This is a genomic window from Arthrobacter sp. KBS0703 (assembly GCF_002008315.2).
Taxonomy (GTDB): Bacteria; Actinomycetota; Actinomycetes; order Actinomycetales; family Micrococcaceae; genus Arthrobacter.
This window is the reverse complement of record NZ_MVDG02000001.1, coordinates 2511215-2535984: the sequence shown is the minus strand read 5'-3', so window position 1 is coordinate 2535984 and position 24770 is coordinate 2511215. Positions and strand designations below refer to the sequence as shown.

Annotated in this window: 16 protein-coding genes and 1 pseudogene; 8 read left to right on the top strand and 9 right to left on the bottom strand. The window is 67.3% G+C overall.

Going from position 1 to position 24770, the window contains the following annotated elements; all coding sequences use genetic code 11:
* Nucleotides 1-52: 52 nt before the first annotated feature.
* Nucleotides 53-736 carry a nucleoside triphosphate pyrophosphatase gene (locus B1A87_RS11920; RefSeq protein ID WP_078030053.1) on the bottom strand — a complete coding sequence of 228 codons (684 nt, stop codon included), beginning with the start codon at nucleotides 734-736 and terminating at the stop codon, nucleotides 53-55.
* Between the two features lie 264 nt (nucleotides 737-1000).
* Between B1A87_RS11920 and B1A87_RS11915 the strand changes: the two genes are divergently transcribed.
* Nucleotides 1001-2464 carry an HNH endonuclease signature motif containing protein gene (locus tag B1A87_RS11915; RefSeq protein ID WP_078030052.1) on the top strand — a complete coding sequence of 488 codons (1464 nt, stop codon included), beginning with the start codon at nucleotides 1001-1003 and terminating at the stop codon, nucleotides 2462-2464.
* Nucleotides 2465-2563: 99 nt separating this feature from the next.
* On the opposite strand, the gene B1A87_RS22995 is transcribed toward B1A87_RS11915, so the two are convergent.
* The 3 genes from B1A87_RS22995 to B1A87_RS11900 form a co-directional block, all read right to left on the bottom strand.
* Complete coding sequence (locus B1A87_RS22995) at nucleotides 2564-2914, bottom strand: hypothetical protein (protein ID WP_185982307.1); 351 nt, start codon at nucleotides 2912-2914, stop codon at nucleotides 2564-2566.
* Between the two features lie 338 nt (nucleotides 2915-3252).
* The gene (locus B1A87_RS11905; RefSeq protein ID WP_078030050.1) at nucleotides 3253-5796 is read right to left on the bottom strand and encodes an MMPL family transporter; all 2544 of its coding nucleotides are present in this window, start codon (nucleotides 5794-5796) and stop codon (nucleotides 3253-3255) included.
* A gap of 1 nt (nucleotide 5797) precedes the next feature.
* Nucleotides 5798-6520 carry a TetR/AcrR family transcriptional regulator gene (locus B1A87_RS11900; RefSeq protein ID WP_078030049.1) on the bottom strand — a complete coding sequence of 241 codons (723 nt, stop codon included), beginning with the start codon at nucleotides 6518-6520 and terminating at the stop codon, nucleotides 5798-5800.
* A 227-nt stretch (nucleotides 6521-6747) separates the two neighbouring features.
* Between B1A87_RS11900 and B1A87_RS11895 the strand changes: the two are divergent.
* Nucleotides 6748-7338, top strand: a pseudogene (locus B1A87_RS11895) (hypothetical protein).
* 52 nt (nucleotides 7339-7390) lie between these two features.
* Here B1A87_RS11895 and B1A87_RS11890 read toward each other — a convergent pair.
* The 5 genes from B1A87_RS11890 to B1A87_RS11870 all read right to left on the bottom strand — a co-directional run bounded on the left by B1A87_RS11890 (nucleotide 7391) and on the right by B1A87_RS11870 (nucleotide 13429).
* Nucleotides 7391-8095, bottom strand: coding sequence for an alpha/beta fold hydrolase (locus B1A87_RS11890; protein WP_078030047.1), 705 nt, complete (start codon nucleotides 8093-8095; stop codon nucleotides 7391-7393).
* A 94-nt stretch (nucleotides 8096-8189) separates the two neighbouring features.
* The gene (locus B1A87_RS11885) at nucleotides 8190-9653 is read right to left on the bottom strand and encodes a dicarboxylate/amino acid:cation symporter (RefSeq protein ID WP_078030046.1); all 1464 of its coding nucleotides are present in this window, start codon (nucleotides 9651-9653) and stop codon (nucleotides 8190-8192) included.
* A 167-nt stretch (nucleotides 9654-9820) separates the two neighbouring features.
* Nucleotides 9821-11506: a DUF885 domain-containing protein gene (locus B1A87_RS11880; protein WP_078030045.1), complete on the bottom strand. Its 1686-nt coding sequence runs from the start codon at nucleotides 11504-11506 to the stop codon at nucleotides 9821-9823.
* Between the two features lie 79 nt (nucleotides 11507-11585).
* Nucleotides 11586-11849, bottom strand: a complete 264-nt coding sequence (locus tag B1A87_RS11875) for an acyl-CoA carboxylase subunit epsilon (protein WP_347032462.1) — start codon at nucleotides 11847-11849, stop codon at nucleotides 11586-11588.
* Entirely contained in the window at nucleotides 11846-13429 is a 1584-nt protein-coding gene (locus B1A87_RS11870; RefSeq protein WP_078030044.1) for an acyl-CoA carboxylase subunit beta, read from the bottom strand. Before B1A87_RS11870 ends, B1A87_RS11875 begins: the two co-directional genes overlap by 4 nt.
* 218 nt (nucleotides 13430-13647) lie before the next feature.
* Between B1A87_RS11870 and B1A87_RS11865 the strand changes: the two genes are divergently transcribed.
* The 6 genes from B1A87_RS11865 to B1A87_RS11840 all read left to right on the top strand — a co-directional run bounded on the left by B1A87_RS11865 (nucleotide 13648) and on the right by B1A87_RS11840 (nucleotide 24703).
* Nucleotides 13648-14538 carry an NAD(P)-dependent oxidoreductase gene (locus tag B1A87_RS11865; protein WP_078030043.1) on the top strand — a complete coding sequence of 297 codons (891 nt, stop codon included), beginning with the start codon at nucleotides 13648-13650 and terminating at the stop codon, nucleotides 14536-14538.
* A 56-nt stretch (nucleotides 14539-14594) separates the two neighbouring features.
* Nucleotides 14595-15554 carry a biotin--[acetyl-CoA-carboxylase] ligase gene (locus B1A87_RS11860; protein WP_078030042.1) on the top strand — a complete coding sequence of 320 codons (960 nt, stop codon included), beginning with the start codon at nucleotides 14595-14597 and terminating at the stop codon, nucleotides 15552-15554.
* Nucleotides 15547-16146 (top strand): PH domain-containing protein, encoded by a 600-nt coding sequence (locus B1A87_RS11855; RefSeq protein WP_078030041.1) that lies wholly within the window; start codon nucleotides 15547-15549, stop codon nucleotides 16144-16146. Before B1A87_RS11860 ends, B1A87_RS11855 begins: the two co-directional genes overlap by 8 nt.
* Nucleotides 16136-17266: an adenylate/guanylate cyclase domain-containing protein gene (locus B1A87_RS11850; RefSeq protein WP_078030040.1), complete on the top strand. Its 1131-nt coding sequence runs from the start codon at nucleotides 16136-16138 to the stop codon at nucleotides 17264-17266. The genes B1A87_RS11855 and B1A87_RS11850 overlap by 11 nt, the downstream gene beginning before the upstream one ends.
* 258 nt (nucleotides 17267-17524) lie before the next feature.
* Complete coding sequence (locus B1A87_RS11845; protein WP_078030039.1) at nucleotides 17525-23629, top strand: Ig-like domain-containing protein; 6105 nt, start codon at nucleotides 17525-17527, stop codon at nucleotides 23627-23629.
* Between the two features lie 102 nt (nucleotides 23630-23731).
* Entirely contained in the window at nucleotides 23732-24703 is a 972-nt protein-coding gene (locus B1A87_RS11840; protein WP_078030038.1) for a MoxR family ATPase, read from the top strand.
* Nucleotides 24704-24770 lie beyond the last annotated feature (67 nt).

The following is a 24770-nucleotide window of genomic DNA, read 5'->3' as shown; positions in this document are numbered from 1 at the left end:
CGCGTAGGAAGCCTCTGCTTTGTAGGTTTGCTACAAGAAGCCGCCATCTGGCTCATTCGGCCCGCACCTCGGCGGGATCGACGGCGCCGCCGGTCCAGAGTTCAGTGACGCCGACGTTCGCCTGGCCCAGCAGTCCGCGCAGGGTGGAGATGGAGAGCCCGACGACGGTGTGGGGGTCGCCGTCGACCTTGCGGATGAAGGCCCCGCCGTAGCCGTCGATCGTGAAGGATCCGGCGCACTGGAGCGGCTCCCCGGTGGCGATGTACGTATCGATCTCGGCTTCGCTCATGTCCATGAAGTGGACTTCGGCGGAGGACACGGAGCCGAGGGTCGCGCCGGAACCGGCGCGGCCGCCGTCGTCGTCGTAGGAGTTGTCTGTGTCCCGGCAGTCCACGAGCCAGTGGCCGGTGTGCAGGACGCCGATGCTGCCGCTCATCCGGAGCATCCGTTCCTTGGCCACCTCGGCGGTGTACGGCTTGCCGTGGGCCTCGCCGTCGAACTCGAAGACCGAATCGCAGCCGATCACCAGGGCGCCGTCGGCCTCGGGCAGGGAGGCCACGGCCTCGGCCTTCGCGCGGGCCAGCAGGAGGGCGGTGTCGTGCGGGTCTGTCACGCCGTAGCGGGCCTGGACGGCGTCCTCGTCCACATCGGAAACGAGGACCTCGTGGGCGATGCCGGCGTTGCTGAGCAGTTTGGTGCGGGCGGGGGACTGGGAGGCAAGAATGAGGCGGGTCACCGCTCCAGCCTAATCCCGGAAGCCGATCCGGTCCTCTGCCACCGCCCGTCCTTAAATGTCACAGCCCACAGGGACACTTGCATCATCGACGGAATCAGGGACCGGAAGGGGCCAACAATGGCCGGACGCTTTGATTACGACCTCCGTGGCTTGCTCACGATCGGCATCCGCGCGCTTCGGGAAGTGACTTTGCCCGACCGGCTTCGGCGGGCCCTCATTAGGGTGATCGCGCTTAATGTCAGAGCCCACCGGGACACTTGAGCCATGGACGGTAATTGGGGGTCCGACCCGGCTCCGGCCGCAGCGGGGTGCGGTTGCGCCTGCAGCTGCGGTCAGGGTCCGGCAACCGACGGTGCAGGCTCAGCCCTGAGCGGAGGCACGGCCGAGCAGGACGGTGCCCGCCTGATTGATGAGATCCGGACACTGGAAGACAGGAAGTCTGCGTTGGCTGCTCGTCAGGCCCGCCTGTCGGTAGCATTTGACCAGCTGCAGCGCCGGGAGCGGGCTGCGGCCGGGATCCCCGCTGACCAGCTCGGGGCAGGCATTGGAGCACAGATAGCCCTCGCGCGTCGCGAATCCCCGGCCAAGGGGAACCGGTTGTTGGGCCTGGCCAAGGCCTTGGTGATGGAGATGCCGCACACGCTCGCTGCCTTGGAGGCGGGGCAGCTGAACGAGTGGCGGACCACGCTGCTGGTGCGCGAAACGGCGTGCCTGTCCTCCGCGGACCGGTGTGCTGTCGATGAGGAACTCGCGCCCGACGCAGGAACACTGACCGGTTTCGGAGACCGGGCACTGGTGGCCGCAGCCCGCACCGCCGCCTATCGCCGCGACCCGCGCTCCGTCACTCAGCGCGCAGCCCACGCCGCCACCGAACGGCATGTCAGTCTCCGTCCCGCTCCGGACACCATGTGCTACCTGACCGCCCTGTTGCCCGTCTCGGCCGGTGTGGCCGTGCACGCAGCGCTCAGCCGCCACGCGGACTCCCTCCGCTCCGAAGGGGATGAACGTTCCCGGGGGCAGATCATGGCCGACGGCCTGGTTGAAAGGATCACGGGCACACAAGGCGGGATCACGGGGATCGAGATCCAGCTCATCATGACAGACCGCACCCTGTTCCAGGGCGACTCCGAACCGGCCCGGCTGCCCGGTTACGGTGTGGTCCCGGCGGAATGGGCAAGGAGTGCCGTCAGGAAAGCCGCCGCAGTGGAGGGCGGGGCCGCTGGTTCGGACGACGTTGAGGCCTGGCTGCGACGGCTGTACACGGCCCCGGGTGCCGGAGACCTGGTTGCTATGGATTCCCGGGCCAGGCTGTTCCCCGCGGGGCTGCGCCGCTTCATCGATGCCCGCGACCACACCTGCCGCACACCTTATTGCGACGCGCCCATCCGCCATCTGGACCACATCGTTCCCTGGCATCGCGGCGGGACCACCACCCAAGGAAACGGTGCCGGGCTCTGCGAAGCCTGCAACCACACCAAAGAAGCGCCTTGCTGGACAGTGAAGCCTCTTGGTTCCGGCGACGCCGGCCGGCTCAGGCACACTCTCGAAGTCTGTACGCCGACCGGCCACAGCTACCGCTCCACAGCACCGCCGCTACCGGGGACGCAGGGTGATGCTCCCGGCGTGGAAGTGAGCCGGCACAGACGCGAACTCCGGCGGTACGCGAAGGTTCGCAAACGTGCCCGGCGACGCGAGGCGGCGCCACGAGACGGTGCGCTCGCGGCCTGAGCCGACAACGCAGATGCTGATTCCACCTGCCCAGTGGCGTTGGCCTTAGAAATGGTCCACTAGTCGGCCTCGTATGTGGAAACAGGATCGCGAGGCTGTTCATGGCAGGCTGAATGGCATCAAAGCCTGGATGGCATCAAAGAAAGGCGCAGGAGCTTCATGAAATGGTTCGGCAAACGGCCTGGCGGTCGTGAGATCGCTTATGAACTTGCGGCGATCGCCAACTGTGCCGTGCACCCTAAGTTTCTGGATGACGCAGTCGTAACCACCGCGAAAGTCGACAGTTGCTTCCTCAACTTCTCGGAACATTTGCACGACTTCGTTGACGCGGTGGAAGAGAGGTTTGCTGTGGACGGCCGTCTGAAAGCCTCGTTCGTCCAGGACGAGTGGGCACGGCACATGAGTGAACTTCCGGATAATTTCGTTTTCCATCGGATTGCTCAGGTTCATTTTCAGCGTTTGGTTGACGGAGTGACTGGGTCCTGAGTCGATTTAGCCGGCGCTGAGTTTGACGACGATGTTCGCCTCGAAGCTGATCTTCCAGATCGTCCGCCGGGTACATCTAAACTGCGCGGCAGTCGGCGCCGGTCCAGGCGGTCGGGCCTTCACCGTCGCCTCCATCGCCTCGGGTGTTACACGTTTCGAATGTGAGCGGCGCCAGGAACCGACTAGGGACTGCGGGAAGAAAGCCGCCCGCCGATCCAAAAGGATCAGCGGGCGGCTTTCCATCAATCCGGGGCGCTGCAGCCGGCAACCGCTGCGGCTACCAGCAGCAGCGGCAGACGGGATCAGCCGGCCGGAGCTTCGGCGGGTTCGGGTACAGAGGCGGCCGCCGCCGTCGTGCTTGGTTTGCGGAGGCGCGCGCCTTCCACATCCACGTCGGGCAGGATGCGGTCCAGCCAGCGGGGCAGCCACCAGGCCTTGTCGCCGAGCAGGTACATCACGGCCGGGACGATCGTCATGCGCACCACGAACGCGTCCACCAGCACGCCGAAGGCCATCGCGAAGCCGAGCGGCCGGACCATGTTCAGGTGGGAGAAGATGAAGCCGGAGAACACGCTGACCATGATGATCGCGGCCGCGGTCACCACGGCAGCGGCGTGGCTGAAGCCCGAGCGGACCGCGTGCCGTGCCGATTCGCCATGCATGAAGGATTCGCGCATGCCCGAGGCGATGAACACCTGGTAGTCCATGGCCAGGCCGAACAGCACACCGATCAGGATGATAGGCAGGAAGCTGAGCACGGCACCCGGGTTGTCGACGCCGAAGATCGCCCCCAGCCATCCCCACTGGTACACCGCCACAACAGCGCCGAAGGCGGCAGCCAGCGAGAGCAGGAAACCGCCCGTGGCCAGTAGCGGCACCACAATGGAGCGGAACACCAGCAACAGCACGATCAGCGAGAGTCCCACCACGATCCCCAGGTAAGGCGGCAGGGCGTCGCCGAGCTTGGTGGAGACGTCGATGTTGCCGGCGGTCTGGCCGGTGAGTCCGATGCTTACACCGGTGGAGTCCTGAATCGCGGCTTTCTCGGCGCGGAGCCGGGAGACGACCTCAACGGTGCTGGCGCTGGCCGGTCCCTCCCTGGGGATGACCTGGAACACGGCGGTGCGGCGGTCCTCGCTCAGGGCTACGGGGATGGCGGCCGTGACGTTCTCCGTGCTGCGGAGGATGTCCGCGACGTCGAGCTGCTTTGCCTGTGCCTCCGCTGCGCTGAGCCCCCCGGGGAGGTCGCCGACGACGACGATCGGGCCGGTTGCGCCTTCGCCGAAGCTGCGGCTGGTCACGTCATAGGCCTTGAAGGCCTGGGAATCGACGGGCTCAGAACCGCCGTCCGGCAAAGCCAGCCTCAACTGGCTCGCCGGCAAGGCGACAATGCCGAGCAGCAGGACGCCGGCCAGCGTGGCCATCACGGGGTGTTTGGTGACGAGTCCGCCCCAGCCGTGGCTGCTGCGGTGCTCGTCCTTGGCGCGGTCCGCGGCCTCGTGCCCGGGCTCGGCATTGTGCTGTTCAGCCCTGGCCCACGCCCGCTTCGAAATCAGCCTCCTGCCGATCAGCGAGAGCACCGCAGGGGTCAGGGTCAGGGCGACGACGACGGCAACGGCCACCGTTGCGGCGGCGGACAGGCCCATCACCGCCAGGAACGGCAGGCCCGGAACGACGAGGGCCGCGAGGGCGATGATGACCGTCAGACCGGCAAAGAGCACGGCATTGCCGGAGGTCCCGGTGGCAAGGGCCACGGACTCCTCGCCGTCCATGCCGGCCAGCAGCTGGCTGCGGTGGCGGTTGACGATGAACAGGCAGTAGTCGATGCCGACGGCGAGGCCGAGCATGAGCGCCAGCATCGGAGAGATGGAGCTCATGTCGACAACCCCGCTCAAAGCAAACGTGCCGCCCACGCCGGCGGCCACGCCCAGCAGCGCCATGAGGAGGGGCAGGCCGGCGGCGACCAAGGTGCCGAGCATGAGGATCAGGACGAGGGCCGCGACGGCGATGCCGGTAATCTCGGCAATGCCGAAGATCTCGGAGACGTCCTCGCTGATTTCCTTGCTGGGCAGGGCAGCTACCCCGGCGGGGGAGACTTCCTTGGCGATGTCCTGGACTTGCTGGCGGACCTCGGGTTTCAGTCCGTTGATGGACGTCTTGAACTGGACCTGGGCGATCGCGGCCTTGCCGTCCTCGGAGACGAAGCGCATGCCACGGGAGGCCTCCAGCTGGCGCTTGCCGAGGGCGAGCTTTTCATTGGCCGCCTCGAGTTCCTTGGTGCCGGCGTCAATCTTTTCCTGCCCCGCGGCGAGGGCGGCCTTCTGCTGACCGAGCTGCGCTTCGATGGCTTCCGCCGGAAGTCCTGCAGCGGTCATTTGCTGTTCGGCGGCCTCCAGCTGGGCCTTGCCGGCGGCGAGTTCGGCGGCGGCCTTGTCCAACTGGACCTTGCCCACGGCTGCCTTCTGTTCGCCGCCCGCGACGTCCGCGGCGGCCTTGTCCAGCTGCGCCTGCGTGGCGAACGGGTCCACCGTTCCCCGGACGTCCGGGAGGCTGGAGAGCTTTGTCAGCGCGGCGGACACAGCGTCCTTGCCCGCCTGGGTGAACCGGGCGTCATTGGCTTCGAATACGATCCCGGCGGAGCCGCCCGACGCCGAGGGCAGTTCCTTCTTGAGCTTGTCCGCCATCTGCTGGGTCTCTGTGCCAGGGATCTGGAAGTTGTTGGACATGGTTCCGTGAAACGCGGCTGCGGAACCGCCGACGGCCGCAAGGGCCACTAGCCAGAGCGAGATGACGAGCCAGCGGTGGCGGTAGGAAAACTTGCCGAGGCGGTACAAAAGAAGTGCCATGTCAGGACCGTTCTGAGGAGGGCGGGACGGGGGAGATGGATGCCTGGGGCGGGGACAGCGGGGAATCCTGGCCCGTCAGGGCAGGGCGTTCCAGCGGCGGGGCGGCGAAGCCGGATCCCAGCAGGCCCATCGAATCGATCAGCAGTTGCCGGAGGATGGACAGCGATTCCGCGGAGAGGTCGGTGCCGCAGCGGCTGAACCACACTTCCATCGCGGCTTTGCCGCAGGAGATGACGGAGCCGGCCAGGGCGCGGAGGTAAAGCTCGTCCATCTCCGCGGCAGGGCTGTTGGCGGCGCGCTCGCGGGCGGCGGCGATGATCTGCTCCGTACAGTGGTCCCAGGCCTCGAGCTCGGAGCGGGCCAGCAGGGGACTGGCCTGGGTCAGGCTGAAGAGCTCGGCCATCGGTGCGACCGTCATGGGGTCGGCCAGCTCAACCAGGGCGGCACGCGCAGACTCCAGGATGGGTTCGTCCGCCGGGCGGAGCCGGAACTGCTCCAGGGCGCTGTCCAGGAAGCCGTGAGTGACCGACGCGATGGCGGCCTCGGTGCTGCTGAAGTAGTTGAAGAAGGTGCGGCGCGAAATGCCTGCCGATTCGGCGATGTCCTCCACCGTGAAATTGCCGGGCCCTTCGCTGCGCAGGAGTTCCAGCGTGGAGTCCGAGATGGCCTGCCGGGTTGCGGCTTTGTTGAGTTCACGCCGGGACGGCGGAGCGGCGGAGGGCATGGCCCCTGAAGAAGTGGAAGTTGGCACGCAATTACACTACGTGCATGTTTGCACTCTGCGCAAGAATTTACGGAGAGGGCCGGCTCACAGGTTCGCCGCCGGATTCACATGCAGTTCACAGCCCCCTCATAGGCCCCGGTTTATGTCCGCAGTGCACACTGGTCCCATGGCCGGTACGGCCAGCGAGGACGGCGCCGTCACTGTACGGCAGATCCAGGAGAAATATCATGAAGCGTGCAAAGAAGCTGGCTCTCGGACTCGGTGCGGCGGCCGTGGCGCTCGGTGCGGGATTCGGCGTTACGGGGATGGCGGCGGCAACAACTGCCACTCCGACTCCCACGCCCAGTGCCAGCAGCACTTCCGGCAATCCGGCTCCGGACGGTCATTGGCCGGATGGCGGCAGGCATGGGCACGGCCACGGTGAGCGCGGCGCCCAGGCCGCCGCGCTCGCGGCCAAGCTGGGCGTCGACGAAGCCAAAGTGACGGACGCGCTGAGGGCGTTCCGCGAGGCCAACCGGCTGTCTCTTATACACATCTAGATGTGTAGGCCCGCGACGCCCCGAACGGAAGGACAGCGGCCGGACCGGGCGGCGCGGGAGGCGGCCCTTGCGGCGTCCCTGGCAAAGTCCCTCGGAATTGACGAGGCCAAGGTGAAGACCGCCCTGGAAGAACTGCGCACGGAGGCGCTAAAGAACCGGGCGGCGGAGCTGAAGCCGCGGCTCGATCAGGCAGTTAAGGACGGCACTCTGACGCAGGCTGAGGCGGACGCCGTGGCCAAGGCGGTCGAAAAAGGCGTGATCGGCGGCGGCGGGCGCTAGCTGGCACGCCGGGAGTTTGCTGATTTTGTCGCTGAAGCCTCGCCGGTTTGGTTCAGGCCGTGCGGTCCACCGCGGCGAGGATGGCCGCGCCGAGTTCGGCGGGCTTGGTGAACTGGGGCCAGTGCCCGGTGGGCAGGTCCACGAATTCGACGTCGTTGATGCGCGCCAGTTCCGCCACGTACGGATGGCTGGCTTCGATCCATTCCGTGAGCAGGGAGGACGGAAACTCGCACGCGATGACCGTGGCCGGGACGTCGTAACGGCGGACATCGTGCAGGTGCTGCTGATCCTGGGCCACGCCGCGCGGCTGCGGGATGGCCCGTGCGCGGAACGCGGCCCGCAGCCCGGCATCGAGATCCGTCAGGTCGGCGTCCTCGAAGCCCTCCCACGGCGGCAGCGGCACGTCGTCCCCCTCAGCCGGAAGTTCGTCGTTGATCACTCCGCCTTCGCCGAGCGGGCCGCTGTCCACATACACAGCGCGGGCAACGCGGTCCGGGCGCGCGTCGACGGCGCCGTGGATGATGGCGCCTCCGCCGGAATGGCCGACCAGAAGCACCTGGCCGTCGATGGCGTCGACCGCCGCCACGACTGCGTCAATGTGGCTGCGCAGCCCGATGCCCGCACGCGGTGCATCCGCGGACTCCAGCCCGGGCAGCGTGAGCGGATGAACCCGATGTCCGGCCGCTACCAGTGGCGGCGTGACCTCCGACCACGACGACGCATCCAGCCAGAACCCGGGAACCAGAATGATATCCATGGCCGTACCCTACCCGCCCTGCCGACGATTTGGGCTTAACGGACTGTTCCCCGGCGAATAGCCGGGGAACAGTCCTGCTGGCGGCGGTCCGAGGCTAGGGCTTGGAACCGGCCAGCTCACGGCCTTCCGCCGCAGCTTCGGAACGTGCTGCTTCCGAGGCTTCGGCCGCGGAGGCCGCGGAGGCAGGAGCCGGGGCATCGTCCGTGAACGGGTCACCGTTGCGAGGGGCGTTGTAGAGTGCCTCGTCCAGGATGCCCTGGCGTTTGGCCACGATGGTGGGGATCAGCGCCTGGCCTGCCACGTTGACCGCCGTGCGGCCCATGTCCAGGATGGGGTCGATCGCCAGCAGGAGTCCGACGCCGGCCAGCGGCAGTCCCAGCGTGGACAGCGTCAGCGTCAGCATGACGACGGCGCCCGTGGTTCCGGCCGTCGCGGCGGATCCGAGGACTGACACGAGGGCGATGAGCAGGTACTGGCTGAAGTCCAGCTGGATGCCGAAGAACTGGGCCACGAAGATGGCGGCGATCGCGGGGTAGATCGCGGCGCAGCCGTCCATTTTGGTGGTGGCGCCCAGCGGAACGGCAAAGGAGGCGTAACCGCGGGGAACGCCGAGGTTCCGTTCCGTCACGCGCTGGGTCAGCGGCAGCGTTCCGATGGAAGAGCGGGACACAAATGCGAGCTGCACGGCCGGCCACACGCCGGAGAAGTACTGCTTCACGGAGAGCCCGTGGGACCGCACCAGTACGGGGTACACGCCGAAGATCACCAGGGCGAGGCCGATGTAGATCGCAACGGTGAACTTGCCCAGCGAGCCGATGGTGTCCCAGCCGTACACGGCGACCGCATTTCCGATCAGGCCCACCGTGCCGAGGGGAGCGATGCGGATGATCCACCACAGCACCTTCTGGATGACGGCCAGCGCCGAAGCGTTGAGTGCCAGGAACGGTTCGGCCTGCTTGCCCACCTTGAGGGCGGCGATGCCGACGGCGATCGCGATCACCAGGATCTGCAGAACGTTAAAGCTGACAGCCGTGGTCACGGCGCCGGAATCGGCAACCGTGGTGGTTGCGCCGAGGCCCAGGAAGTTCTTGGGGAAGAGGCCGGTCAGGAACGCCCACCAGTCACCCGACTTGCCCGAGTATTCCTTTGCCTCGCCGGAAATGCCGGTGTTGGCGCCGGGCTGCAGCAGCACGCCGAGGCCGATCCCGATCACCACGGAAACCAGCGCGGTGATGGCAAACCACAGCAGGGTGTTCCAGGCCAGCCTGGCCGCGTTGGAAACCTCGCGGAGGTTGGAGATCGAGCTGACCACGGCGGTGAAGATCAGCGGCACGACGGCGGTCTGCAGCAGCGAGACGTAGCTCGAGCCGATGGTCTGCAGCGTGGCGCCGAGCCCGTTGGGGCTGGTCTTGGTGCTGCCGGTGTACTTGGCCAGGAGGCCAAGCCCGAGCCCGACGATCAGGGCGGCGATGATCTGGAAGCCGAAGGAGCCTGCCCACCGGGGCAGCTGGAAGCCGGTCTGTCCGGCCGGGGAAGAAGTGCTGGTTTGATTGCTCACCCGAACAACCTAGGCCGCACAAAATACAGCTTCCAGCCGCCATTGAGAAATATTACGCGCACCTTGCTGCCCGGCATGGCCCAGATGCCCGGAAAATCAGCGCCAGAGCAAGCTTTTGTGAAGTTATTCCCGCCCTGCCTGTGGCAAAGATCTCTCGGCGAGGAGGTTTAGCCCAGCATCGCGCGCTTGAGCGTGTCGAGACCTACGGAACCGATGTTCAGCGCCTTGGTGTGGAAGGCCTTCAGGTCGAAGCCGGGGCGGGCCTCGACTTCGGCGCGGATCTGCTCCCAGAGCCGCTGGCCCACCTTGTAGGACGGAGCCTGGCCCGGCCAGCCCAGGTAGCGGACGAATTCGAACTGCAGCTGCCCTTCGCTGATGTCCAGGTTGGCCTTGAGGAAGCCGAGCCCCTTGTCCGGCGTCCACGCGCCCGACCCCCAGCGTTGCGGCATCTCCAGCTCAAGGTGGACGCCGATGTCGAACACCACCCGGGCCGCCCGCATCCGCTGCATGTCGAGCATCCCCATGTGGTCGCCGGGGTCCTTGAGGTAGCCGAGTTCCTCCATGAGCTTCTCGGCGTACAGCGCCCAGCCTTCGCCGTGGCCGGACGTCCAGCAGACGTTCCGGCGCCAGTTGTTGAGGAGCTCGCGCCGGTAGACGGCAGTGGCGATCTGCAGGTGGTGGCCGGGCACGCCCTCGTGGAACACCGTAGTGGTCTCGGCCCAGGTGGTGAACGTGTCCTCGCCGGCGGGAACGGACCACCACATCCGGCCCGGCCTGGTGAAGTCGTCCGAAGGGCCGGTGTAGTAGATGCCGCCGTCGTCCGTGGGGGCGATCCGGCACTCGAGCGTTTTCATGACCTCGGGGATCTCAAAATGGACGCCGGCCAGCTCCGCCACGGCGCGGTCTGAGAGCCCCTGCATCCACGCCGTGAGGGCGTCGGTGCCCTTGAGCTGGCGCGAGGGATCGTTGTTCAGGATTTCCTTCGCCTCCGCAACGCTGGCTCCGGGCCGGATCTCGCCGGCCACGGCTTCCTGCGCGGCGATGATCCGGTCGAGTTCGCCCACGCCCCACGCGTAGGTTTCCTCCAGGTCCACGGTGGCTCCGAGGAACGACCGCGATGCGAGCGCGTACCGTTCGCGCCCCACGGCGTCCTTGTCCGGCGCAACCGGCAGCAGTTCCTCGCGGAGGAATTGGGCAAACGCCGCGTACGCTGCCCGGGCGGCGGCAGCGCCGTCGTCGAGGTTTTTCCGCAGGTCCTCCGGCAGCGGGCCGTCGGAGGACGTGGCACCTGCCGCCAGCTTCGCGAAGAAGCCGTCCTCGGCGGCGTACCTGGTGGTCTGCTCAATCACGATGCCCACCTGGCGCGAGGCGGAGACCCGGCCGGCCGCCTTGGCCGCGCGGAGGGACTCGATGTAGCCGCTGAGCGCGCCGGGAACGTTGTGGGCGCGGCCGGCGATGTGCTCCCAGTGCTCCAGGGTGTCGGTCGGCATGAGGTCAAAGATGGAGCGGATGTTCTGCGCCGGGGATTCGATGTTGTTCAGCTCGGCGGCGTCCCAGCCCGTTGCGTGGATTTCCAGCTGGAGCCCGAGCCGCTCGCGCATGGCATCAAGCGTGACGGCGTCGACGTCGTCGGCAGGAGCCAGGCCAGCGAGCTCGTCGAGGGTTTCGCGGGCCGCCGCGGCGAATTCCGCGATCCCGGCGGGGGAGAAGTCCTGGAATTCGGTGTCGTGGCCCGGCACGCCCAAGATGGTGGCGAAGCTCGGGTTGAGCCGGATGAGCGTGTCCGTATACGCGTCGGCGACGGCATCGATGGCGGTCTTGGGGCGCGCGGGGGCTGAGGTTTCACTAGTCACCCCACGAGACTAACGGCGCCAGCCCAGTTATGAAAGACTTACTGAACTTTTCCGGATCCCGAGGGCCCCAGCCGCATATTCAGCCGCCGCTGCGCTTCCACGCGCCGGGACCGGGCGTCGGGCCGAGCCGAAGCTGCTGCCGCCGGACCCAGTGCCGGACGCTGGGCTTCTCGAGGCCAGCCTCTTCGGCCGACCCCAGGGAAAGGACGACGGCGGTCAGCGCCGCCAGCTCCTCGGGCGTCGGTTCTCCCTTGGTCACGGAGAAGAGCGGGGCTTCGGCAGGCTCTTTGGTTTCGCCAGGCTCAACCAGCGGGGCGTCGGCCGGCGGATCTTTCGGGCTCACAGCGGGATGTTTCCGTGCTTCTTGGTGGGGAGGCTGGCGCGCTTGTCACGGAGCGCCCGGAGTCCCTTGATGATCTGGACCCGGGTGTCCGAGGGGGCGATGACGGCGTCAACGTAGCCAAGCTGCGCGGCCTGGTAGGGGTTCAGCAGCTCCTCCTCGTACTGGCGGATGACCTCGGCGCGCTTGGCCTCGACGTCGCCGCCGGCTTCGGCCACGGCAGCAAGGTCGCGGCGGTAAAGGATGTTGACGGCACCCTGCGCACCCATGACACCGATCTGCGCGGTGGGCCAGGCGAGGTTCAGGTCGGCCCCGAGCTTCTTGGAGCCCATGACGATGTAGGCGCCCCCGTAGGCCTTCCGTGTGATCACGGTCAGCTTGGGCACGGTGGCTTCCGCGTAGGCGTACAGGAGCTTGGCGCCGCGGCGGATGATGCCCTGGAATTCCTGGTCCTTGCCCGGCAGGAAGCCGGGAACATCCACCAGCGTGATGATGGGAACGTTGAAGGCGTCGCAGTGCCGCACGAACCGGGCGGCCTTCTCGGAGGCCGAGATGTCCAGGGTGCCGGCGAACTGCATGGGCTGGTTGGCCACGATGCCCACGGTGTGGCCCTCGACCCGGCCGTAGCCGATCATCACGTTGGGGGCGTACAGCGACTGCATCTCCAGGAAATGGGCATCGTCGACGATCTGCTCGATGACCTTGCGCATGTCGTACGGCTGGTTGGCGGAGTCGGGGATCAGTGTGTCCAGGGCGAGGTCGTCGTCGTCGACCTCGAGTTCCTGCTGGTGCTCCAGGACCGGGGCTTCGGAAAGGTTGTTGGAGGGCAGGAAATCGAGGAGTTCCCGCACGAATTCGATGGCATCGGCTTCATCCGACGCCAGGTACGTGGACGTGCCGGTGGTCGCGTTGTGCTGGCGGGCGCCGCCGAGGGTTTCCATGTCCACGTCCTCGCCCGTGACGGTCTTGATGACGTCCGGGCCGGTGATGAACATGTGCGAGGTCTTGTCCACCATCACCACGTAGTCGGTCAGGGCGGGGGAGTAGGCGGCGCCGCCGGCGCACGGGCCCATGATCAGCGATATCTGGGGGACGACGCCGGATGCGTGCACGTTGTTGCGGAAGATGTCCGCAAACATCGCCAGCGAGGCCACGCCTTCCTGGATGCGGGCGCCGCCGCCGTCGTTGATGCCCACCACGGGGCAGCCGTTGCGCAGCGCGAATTCCTGGACCTTGACGATCTTTTCACCGTTGACCTGGCTCAGCGAACCTCCGTAAACGCTGAAGTCCTGGCTGTAGAGCGCCACGAGCCGGCCGTCCACCGTGCCGTAGCCGGACACCACGCCGTCGCCGAGCGGCTTCTTCCTCTCCATGCCAAAGGCCGTGGAGCGGTGCACCGCCAGGGCGTCGAACTCCACGAAGGATCCTTCGTCCACGAGGAGGTCGATGCGCTCGCGGGCCGTGTTCTTGCCGCGGGCATGCTGCTTCTCGACGGCTTCCGGGCCGGAGGGCTGCTCTGCACTGGCCTGGCGGTCGCGGAAATCGGCAATCTTTCCCGCCGTCGTGGTCAGATCGTGGCTCATGAATGTCTCCGGCTCTGTAGCTGATCGGTGCTGTAGCAGCGTAACGCGGGGCGCTGGGTGCAGGCTTAAGTAGCTTCCGCACAAATCCAAGGCCCCGATGGCTAGTCTAATGACGCTTATTCCCCGCACCGCTGTAGGGATCCTACAATTTTCGTCCGCGGCGTCGGCGAGATGACCAATGTTACTCGCCAGTAACATTAAGCGGCTAGAGTGTCCCTATGACTTCAAGCGACGATGCTTTCCACGCCCCGGCCACGCCCTACCGTGCCGCCGGTTCCCTGCAGGGCCGCACTATCCTGATGTCCGGCGGCAGCCGCGGGATCGGCCTCGCCATCGCCCTGCGCGCCGCCCGCGACGGCGCCAATGTGGTGCTGCTCGCCAAGACGGGGCAGCCCCACGCCAAACTCCAGGGCACAGTGTTCAGCGCCGCCGAAGCGCTGGAGGCCGCCGGCGGCAAGGCCCTGCCGCTCGTGGGGGACGTCCGCAATGACGAGGACGTGGCGCACGCCGTGACGGCCGCCGTTGAGCATTTCGGCGGGATCGACGTCGTCATCAACAACGCATCAGCAATCGATTTGTCCACCACGGACGCCGTGGACATGAAGCGGTACGACCTCATGCAGGACATCAACGTCCGCGGCACCTTCCTGCTATCCAAGCTGGCCCTGCCCGCACTTCGGAAGTCGGACGGCGGGCACATCCTCACGCTCTCGCCGCCGCTGAACCTTGATCCCAAATGGGCAGGCAAGCACCTGGCCTACACGATGGCCAAGTACGGCATGAGCCTGACCACGCTGGGCCTGGCGGAGGAACTCAAGGCCGACGGCGTCAGGGTCAACTCGCTCTGGCCCTGCACCCTGATTGACACCGCAGCCATCAGGAACATGCCCGGAGGGGACGCGATAGTCCGTGCGGCCCGCGGTCCGGAAATCATGGCGGACGCGGCGCACGCCGTGCTCACCGGCAGCAACCTCGCGGAGGGGACGGGCAGCCCCAGCGGAAACTTCTACACGGATGAACAGGTGCTGTCCGCGGCCGGAGTAACCGACTTCCGGCCCTACAGCCTGGGCGCGGACGAGGACAGCCTCGTCCCTGACATCTTCCTCTGACCGGTTGACCCGATCCGGCCGGCCGTTCCTGCCCGGTAACTCGATAGGATTCAACTATGGAAGCCGCACGCCCTGACGATAGCCGTGAACCGCAGGAGAACCTCACCGGAGCGAAGGGGCTGCCCGAGCGGCCCGCGCTGGACCGGGACGCGCTGTCCAGCGCCGAATTCCTGTCCGCCAACGGAATCGCGCAGCTGACGGTGGTAGACACCACTGGTTCCACCAACGCCGACCTCCTACGTGCGGTAACCGTGGACCCGAAAGCCTGGCCGGACCTGGCGGTCCTGACGGCGGAACACCAGACTGCGGCCCGCGGACGGCTGGACCGGGCGTGGGAAGCACCCGCCCGCAGCTCGGTCCTGGTCTCGGTGGTGCTGCGGCCCGTCAACGCTGACGGCCGGCCGCTGCCCACGCAGACCTACTCGTGGCTCTCCCTCCTGGCCGCGCTGGCGCTGCGCGATGCCTTGCTGGAGACGGCGGGAATCCCTGCCGAGCTCAAGTGGCCGAACGACGTCCTGGTCCGCGGCAGGAAGGTTGCCGGCATCCTGGCCCAGCTGGGGCCGATGGGCGACGGCTCCGTACCGCCCGTCATCCTGGGCACCGGCCTGAACGTCACGCTCACGGACTCCGAGCTCCCGGTTCCGACGGCCACGTCCGTGCAGCTTGAGGGTGCCGGGACCGTGGACCGGACCGTGCTCCTGAAGAGCTACCTGTCCCGGTTCTGCATGCTGTACCGCAGCTTCTGCAACGCCGACGGCGACCCCACGGCGGGGCTGGCTGGCGGACCGTCACTCCACAAGCGCGTGGAAGCCGTCATGGTGACACTGGGCAAGCAGGTCCGTGCCCAGCTGCCGGGCGACCACGAAATCATCGGCCACGCCACCCGGCTCGATGACTCCGGCTCGCTGCGGGTGGTGGATGCCGCCTCCCACGAACACGTGGTGACTGCCGGGGACGTGGTTCACCTGCGCCCCTGGACCCCGCCGGGGCAGTCCGCGGAAAGCGGCTATGCGTAAAGAACTCCTGCCGGGGGAGCAGGTCATTGTGATGACCCGCCCGCAGCCCAGGATGCTGTTTGTCCCGGCGGTAGTGTTCGTTCTGATGCCTGCCCTCGCCGCCTTTGCCAGCGCCTGGATCATCCGCGGCGGACTGTCCGGGCTGGTTCCGGCCGTGTCGGGCCAATGGACGTCCTGGCTGGTTGCGGCCTGCGTGCTGGCGGCCGTGTGGGTCCTGGCCGGCTATTGCCTGCCGAGGCTGATGCGGTGGCATGCAACCCGCTACTTCCTGACCAGCCAGCGGATCCTGGCCCGCTACGGCGTGCTGCGGCGGCGGGACCAGCAGGTCTTCCTGGCCTCAGTGCGTAATGTCACGGTTAGCCAGACGATGCTCCAGCGGATGTTGCGCTCCGGGAATATATCCTTGGATGCCGGGCACCAATTTAGCGCCGAGTTGCGGGACGTGCCGGAAGTTGCCACGTTCCACAGGTTCTTGCTGGATGCTATTGATGAGCTCCCGGATGAAGAAGTTTTTGGAATGGGCCATGCGCCGGAGGAATTCGACGCCGGTTTTCCGCGGGACATGAGAGAAGGTGGAAGAGATGAACGATGATGATCCGCGCAGCAGCCAGGAAACGGACACCGGCGAGGTGACCGACGCCGTCGTCGAAGCTCCGCACACCGGCACCCTCTCCGCGGAACGGATCGCGGCAAAAGCACTCGAGGCGCGCCTGCTGGGTGGCGAGCGCAAGCTGCGCCGCCGTGAGGTGGCCGCCGGCGCCGGACTCTCGCTGCTGTCGGCCCGGAAGCTGTGGCGCGCCCTGGGCTTCCCCAACCTCGGCGACGACGACGTAGCCTTCACCGAGCGCGACCAGGCCGCCCTGAACACCGTGGTGAACCAGGTCCGGTCAGGAAAGCTCACCGAAGACGCCGCCATCTCCGTCACCCGGGCCATCGGCCAGATGACGGACCGCATGGTGGTGTGGCAGATCGAGGCCCTCGTCGAGGACATGGTCCATGAGCAAGGGCTCACGGACGCCCAGGCCCGCAAGCGCCTGGTGCATGAACTTCCCGCGCTCGTGGAACCCCTTGAGGAAATGCTGGTCTACTCGTGGCGGCGCCAGCTCAACGCCGGCGTCCAGCGGCTGGCCGTCCGGGCCGAGGCCGGGCTGCAGGCCAGCGAGGAAGGCCGCGAAGGCGATGAGGACGACGCTCCGCTGCCCCTGGCGCGGGCCGTGGGCTTCGCCGACCTGGTGTCCTACACGAGCCTCTCCCGGCGGATGAACGAAAAAACCCTGGCCAAGCTGGTCCAGCGGTTCGAAAACAAATGCGCCGAGATCATTTCCGTGGGCGGTGGCCGCCTCGTGAAGACGGTGGGCGACGAAGTCCTCTACATCGCCGAAACCCCTGCTGCCGGCGCGGAAATTTCCCTGGCGCTGGCGGAGGCCTTTACCCGGGACGAAATCCTCCCCGAGGCCCGGGTGGCCATGGTCTGGGGGCGGATTCTGTCCCGCCTGGGAGACATCTACGGCCCCACCGTCAACCTCGCCGCCCGGCTCACCACCCTGGCAGATCCGGGAACGGTGCTGGTGGACTCCATGACCGCGGCAGCCCTGGACCAGGACGAGCGGTTCGTGCTGATTCCCCAGGACGTGGAGAACGTCCGCGGGTTTGGCGAGATCCAGCCGGTGGTGCTGGCCCGTGGCCAGGGCAAGGGCCTGGTCCTGGACTGAACCCGTAGCGGACCAGGTGCCGGAACGGGGGAGTCCTCCCCATCGCGCATCGCGGCGGCCGTGGGTAGGCTTGCGCGGGTAACGGGGAGTCCCGCACCGGGCCCTCCTTGGACAACCGCCTGCACCCATGTAATAGTCGAAACTCAGAATTATTCCGGCGTCTCAATGGGGGAGTGGCGGAGTGTCACGGCTCCTGATGAACATCAGGGCCAATAAGCCGCGCTCAGGCGGCTGTGATTTCGGGGGAATAAAAACGCTGTGTCAACTTTGTTCGGCAGGCTGGGGCTCAGGAACCGCCGCAACAAGCTCATCACCGGTACTGCGTTTTCTGCGGCAGCCGTCGCGCTTGTTGCCGGCGCCGTGATCTACCCGGGCTTCAAGACCACCGAGGTGGACTTGAACGACGGCGGCGTATGGGTGGTCAGCAAGGCACGCAACGCTGTGGGCAGGCTGAATTACCCCTCGCGGGTCCTGGACGGAGCGGTAACCCCGGCCAGCACCACCTTTGACGTCCTGCAGAACGCCGGCAAGGTGTTCGTCGATGACGAATCCGGCTCCACCCTGAACCAGTTGTCCGCCGCCAACATGAGGCTCGGCGGGGACAGACAGCTCCCCGGCTCGGCGCAGGTCAGCTTCGGGACCGAGGTCATTTCCGTCACGGACCCCGCCGCCGGCAAGATGTGGGCGATGTCCCCCACCACGGTCAATGCCTTCGACGAGGAATCCAGCGAGCCGGCAGTCGCCGGCTCCCAGGGGCTGGTGTCGGCGGTTGGCTCGGATGACCGGATCTACTCGGCGGATCCGAAAACGGGGCAGGTAACCGTCACCGCCGTGGACGCCTCCGGCCAGCCTACCGCCACGGAATCCAGCACCTGGGACGGCCTGAAGGGCGCCGGCGACCTCCAGCTGGCCGTGGTGGGGGACCAGCCTGTAGTCCTTGACGCCGCCGCCGGCCGGCTGTTCCTTCCGGGCGGCCGTGAGCTGGCGCTGGCGGACGCGAGGGAAGCGAAACTCCAGCAGTCGGGCCCGGCGTCGGACTCCGTGGCCCTGGCCACACCCAAGGCGCTTGTGAAGCAGCCGCTGGACGGCTCGACGGCGAAGACCGTCACCTCCGGCGGGCAGGGCGTGCCGGCCGCGCCCGTGCAGCTGGGCGGCTGCACTCACGCCGCGTGGTCCGGCGTGAACAAGTACGTGCGGGACTGCGCCAACGACGCGGACGACAAGAACGTCGCCGTGCCCAAGGCAAGTGCGTCGCCGAGCTACGTGTTCCGTGTCAACCGGGACCTCGTGGTGCTGAACGACGTGAATTCGGGGAATGTGTGGCTCGTCAACCAGAACATGCAGCTGGTCAATAACTGGGACGACGTGGTTCCGCCGAAGAACCAGGCCGATGACCAGGACGAGGAATCAGCGGACGACAACACCATCAACATCCTGCCGGACCGCACCAAACCGAACCGGCCGCCGGAAACCAAGCCCGACGTCGTCGGCGTCCGGCCCGGCCGCACCACGGTCCTGAGCGTGCTGGACAACGACTCGGACCCCGACGGCGACGTCCTCACCGCATCGGTGGGGAACGAGGGCCCCGCAGCGGGCAGCCTCGAGAGCATCCACGGCGGATCGGCGTTCCAGATCGCCGTCCCCGCGGACGCCGCGCCCGGAACCGAGACGTTCGACTACAGCGCGGCGGACGGCCGCGGCCTTTCCGCCGGCGGCAAGGTGACCCTGAACGTGGTGGGTCCCGACGAGAACAGGCCGCCCGCGTTCAAGCGGAGCGATCCCACCACCCTGCTCGTGGAGCAGGGGAAGACGGTCAGCCAGAACATCCTGACGGACTGGGCGGATCCCGACGGCGACGACCTCGTCCTCATGTCCGCCACCGCCGACAATGAACAGGACCGGGTGAAGGTCCGGCGCGACGGGCTGCTCACCTATCAGGACTCCGGGGCCTCGGCCGGCAAGAAAAGCGTCACCGTGTCCGTGTGGGACGGACAGGGCACCTCCACCGGAAAAGTCGTGGTGAACGTGCAGCCGCCGGGCGCACTGGCGCCGGTGGTGAACTCCGACCACGTGACCGCCGTCGTCGGCCAGGACCTGGTCATCGCACCGCTGAAGAACGACGTCGACCCCAACGGCGGCGCCCTCCGGCTCGCCCAGGTGGAGGCCGGCGGTCCCGCCGAACTCGGTCCCGTCACCGACGGCGGCACGGTCACCTTCCGCAGCCGGACGCCCGGGCCCGTCTACCTGACGTACATTGCGAGCAACGGTCCCCAGAGCAGCCAGGGCCTCATCCGGGTGGACGTCGAATCCGGCAAGGACACGGGAAAGCCTGTGGCCGTCCATGACGTGGCCCTGCTGCCGGTGGGCGGCAGCGTGCTCCTGGACCCCCTGGCCAACGATTCCGATCCCTCCGGCGGCGTCCTGGTGCTCCAGTCCGTCTCGCTGCCGGAAAATGCCACCGCCTCGGTCAGCGTCATTGACCACAGCGTCCTGCGGATCACCGACATCGCCGGAACCAAGGACCCCTTCGTGTTCCGCTACACCATGTCCAACGGCCGGGATTCAGCCACCGGAAGCGTGTCCGTGGTGCCGGTTCCCGCCCCGGCCGTGGTGGAAGCTCCGCAGCCCAAACCCGATGAGATCAACGTCCGCGTCAACGACGTGGCCACCATCCCCGTCCTGGACAACGACACCCACCCGCAGGGCGAAAAGCTGAGCGTCGATCCGGTCCTCCCGCAGGCCGTGCCCGCCGAGGACGGCAGGAGCTTCGTTTCGGAAAACACCCTCCGGTTCATCGCCGGCGGCCAGCCGAAGACCGTCCGGGCGATCTACAACGCGGTGGACCCCCAGGGCCAGAAGAGCGCGGCTGCCGTCACCATCCATATTCTTCCGCTCGAGGGCGCCGAGAACTCCCGCCCGCAGCCCAGGAACCTCACGGCCAGGGTGGTTGCGGCCGGCACGGTCCGGATCCCGGTGCCGCTGGACGGCATCGATCCCGACGGCGACTCCGTCCAGCTGACCGGAATCGACAGCACGCCCGCCATGGGCACCGCGACGGCCGGAAGCAACTTCATCGACTTTGTCGCAGCCGGGGACGGAGCCGGAACCGATTCCTTCCGGTACAAGGTGGTGGACCGGCAGGGTGCGGTGAACACCGGCACCGTGACCGTGGGCATCGCGCCCCGCGGCGACACGAACCAGAAGCCCACGCCCGTGGATGACGAAGTCAAGGTACGCCCCGGCCGGCAGATCGCCGTCGACGCGACCGGAAACGACACCGACCCCGACGGTGACCTGATCCGCATCCTCAGTGACGGCATCGAAGCGGACGCCGCACTGAAGGCGCAGGTCAGCAAGCAAAGCGGACGCATCATCCTGCAGGCTCCGGCTGCCGAAGGCACCGTCAACGTCCGGTACACCGTTGCCGACGAGCGGGGCGCCTCCGCCCAGGCGGCCATCCGGGTGGTGGTGGACAGCAAGGTCCCGCTGCAGGGGCCCATTGCCCGGGATGACCGGGTGACCTCCGCCCAGACCCTCGGCAAGACCGCCGTCGACGTTCCCGTCCTCAAGAACGATGAGGATCCCGACGGCGTGGGCGAGAACCTGAAGGTGGCCAGCGGCGCCGAAACGGCCCGCCCCGGGGCGGACGGCAACATGATCGTCGAACTGACCGAGCAGCCGCAGCTGGTGCCGTACACGGTTGAGGATGTGGACGGCAAGACGTCCACCGCCATCATCTGGGTGCCGGGCATCGGGCAGCAGGTGCCGACCCTCGCCAAGGACGATGTGCTCGAGGTCGTTGCCGGCCAGTCCGTCACCGCCGACCTCGCCGAGTGGGTGAAGGTGCGCGAAGGCCGCTCGCCCCGCCTGACCCAGACTGACCGGATCAAGCTGATCGGAGCGGACGGCGCCGACCCCGTGGCGAACGGCGGCACCGCCATCACGTACACCGCGGGCAAGGACTACGTGGGCCCGGGGTCCATCAGCTTTGAAGTGACGGACGGCACCGGTCCCGACGATGCTGCCGGACTCAAGTCCACCCTGAGCATCCGCACCAAGGTGCTGCCGGACCCCAACCGGAACAACCCGCCCACGCTGCTGGGCGGCGCGGTGGACGTGCCGCTGGGAGATTCCGCCGCAACCGATCTGGCCAAGCTGACGTCCGACCCCGACGCCGACGACTTAAGGAACATGAAGTACGAGGTCCTCGGCGCGGCTCCGCAGGGCTTCAACGCGGACATCGACGGCGCGTCCCTCAAGGTCTCGGCGAAGGACGGCGTGCGTCCGGGCGAGGACGGCTCCGTGCAGGTCCGGGCGAAGGACCCGCGCGGGCTGGAAGCCGTCGCCACGTTCCGCCTCTCCGTCACTGCCTCCAACCGCGCCAAGGCCATGGCCAACGACGACATCGAGGCCGATGCGGCGGCCGGCAAGCCCGTGACGGTGAAGGTGCTGGCGAACGACTCCAACCCCTTCCCGGACGTGCCCCTCAAGATCCTGGGCGTGGCGACCGAAACCGGCCAGGGCTCTGCCGCCATCTCGGGGGACTCGGTGACCGTCACGCCGTCGGCCGGATTTTCCGGAACGCTCATTGTGTCCTACACCGTGGCGGACAAGACCGACGAAGCGTCCCGGTACGCCACGGCCCGGATCCGGCTGACGGTCAAGGACAAGCCGCTGGCGCCCACCACGCCGCAGGCCCAGAGCGTCGGCGACCAGACAGCCCTGCTGAACTGGACCGCGCCCGCGGACCGCGGCTCACCCATCACCAAGTACACGGTCTACGGCGAGGGCGGCTACCGGCAGGACTGCCCGGCCAACTCGTGCACCCTGAACAACCTGGTGAACAACACCAAATACCACTTCCAGGTGACGGCCACGAACGACTTCGGCGAGTCCGAACGTTCACCCGTTTCAGCCGAGGTCCGCCCCGACGTCAAGCCCGACGCCCCTCTTGCTCCGGCGATGAAGTTCGGCGACAAACAGCTCACCATCACGTGGAAGGCACCGGCCAGCAAGGGCTCGCCGGTCAAGTCCTACGACCTCGAGATCTCGCCGGCGCCCAACGGTCAGAACGCGCAGGTCCAGAACCTCACGGCCGCCGCCTACGTCTGGAAGGGCCTTCAAAACGGCGTTGCCTACAAAGTGCGCGTCCTGGCCAGGAACGACGCCAAGGACCCTTCTGAATGGAGCGCCTACTCCGCCGCGGAAACACCCGCCGGAGTCCCCGTGACACCGGCCGCGCCGACAGTCTCCGGCGCCGGCTCCGTGGGCAACCAAAGCCAGCTGCAGGTGAACTGGACGGCACCCAACAACAACGGTGACGCAGTGTCCGCCTACACGCTGACAACGTTGCGCGGAGGGACGGCGGTCAAGAGCCAGCAGGTGGCCTCCGGAACGTCCCTGAACGTTTCGGTGGCAAACTCCGAAACCGACTACACGTTCACCGTGTCGGCCACCAACAAGGCGGGAACGTCCGGGACCAGCGCCCAGTCCGCGCCCATACGTGCTGCAGGAAAGCCGGGAACGGTAAACAGCGGCAGCGTGCGCGCGCCGGGAAACAGCGGGCAGCTGGACGTGACGTTCACGCCACTGACCGAAGCCCAGCGCAACGGCTCCCAGGCCGATGAAATCCGCTACCGCTGGTCCACCGCGTACGGTTCAGGCCCGATCAATGCCGGCGGCGGAACCATCACGAACCAGCCCAACGGCAGGACCGTGACGGTCAACATCATCGCCACGTCCATCAAGAACAACGTGTCCGGGGACGCCAAGGCGATCGGATCGGCAGTGCCGTACGGGCCGCCCGGCGCGCCGGCCGTTTCAGGCGAAACGTCCCCCAAGGGAGACCCCCAGGTGCACTGGACCTGGACCGCACCTAACAACAACGGGCGGCCCATCAACCGCTACGAGGTCAACTATGACGGCACCGGCTTCAAGTCCGTGGGCCTGACCCGGCAGTACAACCACTCCGGCGGCGGCTGGGGCCAGCGGCATACCCTGGCGGTCCGAGCCTGCAACGGCACCAACGGGATCAAGGACTGCGGCACGGCGGACTCCGCGGCCTCAACGTCGGGGGCCGATCCCACGCCGCCGCTCACCGAAGTCAGGGTCAAGCGGAGCGACAACAACAGCTGCCCGGGCAAGCCCGGCGTCGCGGACCGCTACAACGCTGCGACGCGCAGCTGCGGAGGCAGCGACGCCAACTGGGTGTCCTATTCGGACGGTTGGATCGCCACGCCGTGCTGGGCGGACATCTACAACAACAACGGCCGCTGGTACCTGATGAACGGCGGGCCGCACTCCGGCTGGTACGTCAAGGGCGTCACGGTGGACGTGAGGGGACCTGGCGTTGGCCAGTGCTGATCCCGGGGAGCCATCCCATGACGAACCAACGAACCGCCGCGGAATTGCCGGAAACTATGCGCCACACAGAAACTTTGCGCCCCACAGAAGAGGAACCAACTCATGACCATGACCACCGAGCAGGCCGCCTGGTTTGCAGGCACGTTCGAAAAGCTCGTTGCCAACGTGGGCCAGGCCGTCCTGGGCAAGGCACACGTCATCCGCCTGACGTTCACCGCCATGCTGGCCGAAGGCCATGTGCTGTTCGAGGACGCACCGGGAACGGGCAAGACATCTCTGGCGCGCGCGCTGGCCGCCACCGTCAAGGGGTCCAACAACCGCATCCAGTTCACTCCGGACCTGCTGCCCTCCGATGTGACCGGTGTGACCATCTACGACCAGAAGACCCAGAAGTTCGAATTCCACAAGGGCCCGATCTTCAACAACTTCGTTCTCGCCGATGAAATCAACCGCGCCTCGCCCAAGACGCAGTCGGCGCTCCTGGAAGTCATGGAGGAATCCCGCGTCACCGTGGACGGCACCACGTACGAGGCGGGACGCCCCTTCATGGTGATGGCCACCCAGAACCCGATCGAGCAGGCCGGCACATACCGTCTGCCCGAAGCCCAGCTGGACCGGTTCCTGATCAAGACGTCCATCGGCTACCCGGACCACGCCTCCACCGTCCAGTTGCTCGGCGGCGCCAACCTGAAGGACCGGTCCCGGGACCTGCAGCCGGTCATCACCACGCAGGCCGTGGCGGACATGGCCGACCTCGCGGCCACCACGCACGTGGACACCGCCGTGCTGGAGTACATCTCCCGGCTCTGCGAGGAGACGCGGAACGCCCCGGAGACGCGGCTGGGAGTGTCCGTCCGCGGTGCCCTCGCCATGGTCCGGGCGGCCAAGGTCTGGGCAGCCAGCCAAGGGCGCAATTTCGTCCTGCCGGACGACATCAAGGACCTCGCGGCGGTCGTCTGGACGCACCGGTTCGTGATGGACCCCGAGGCCGAGTTCTCCGGTGCGACGGCCGACGCCGTGCTCGCCCGGGTGCTGGCCGACGTCGCAGCGCCGCAGCAGCGCGCGACCGTCTGATACGCGGTATCCGGCCCGCTGCCACCGCTCCGCCACCCACCGAAGCATCGCTAACAAAGGTTCCAAC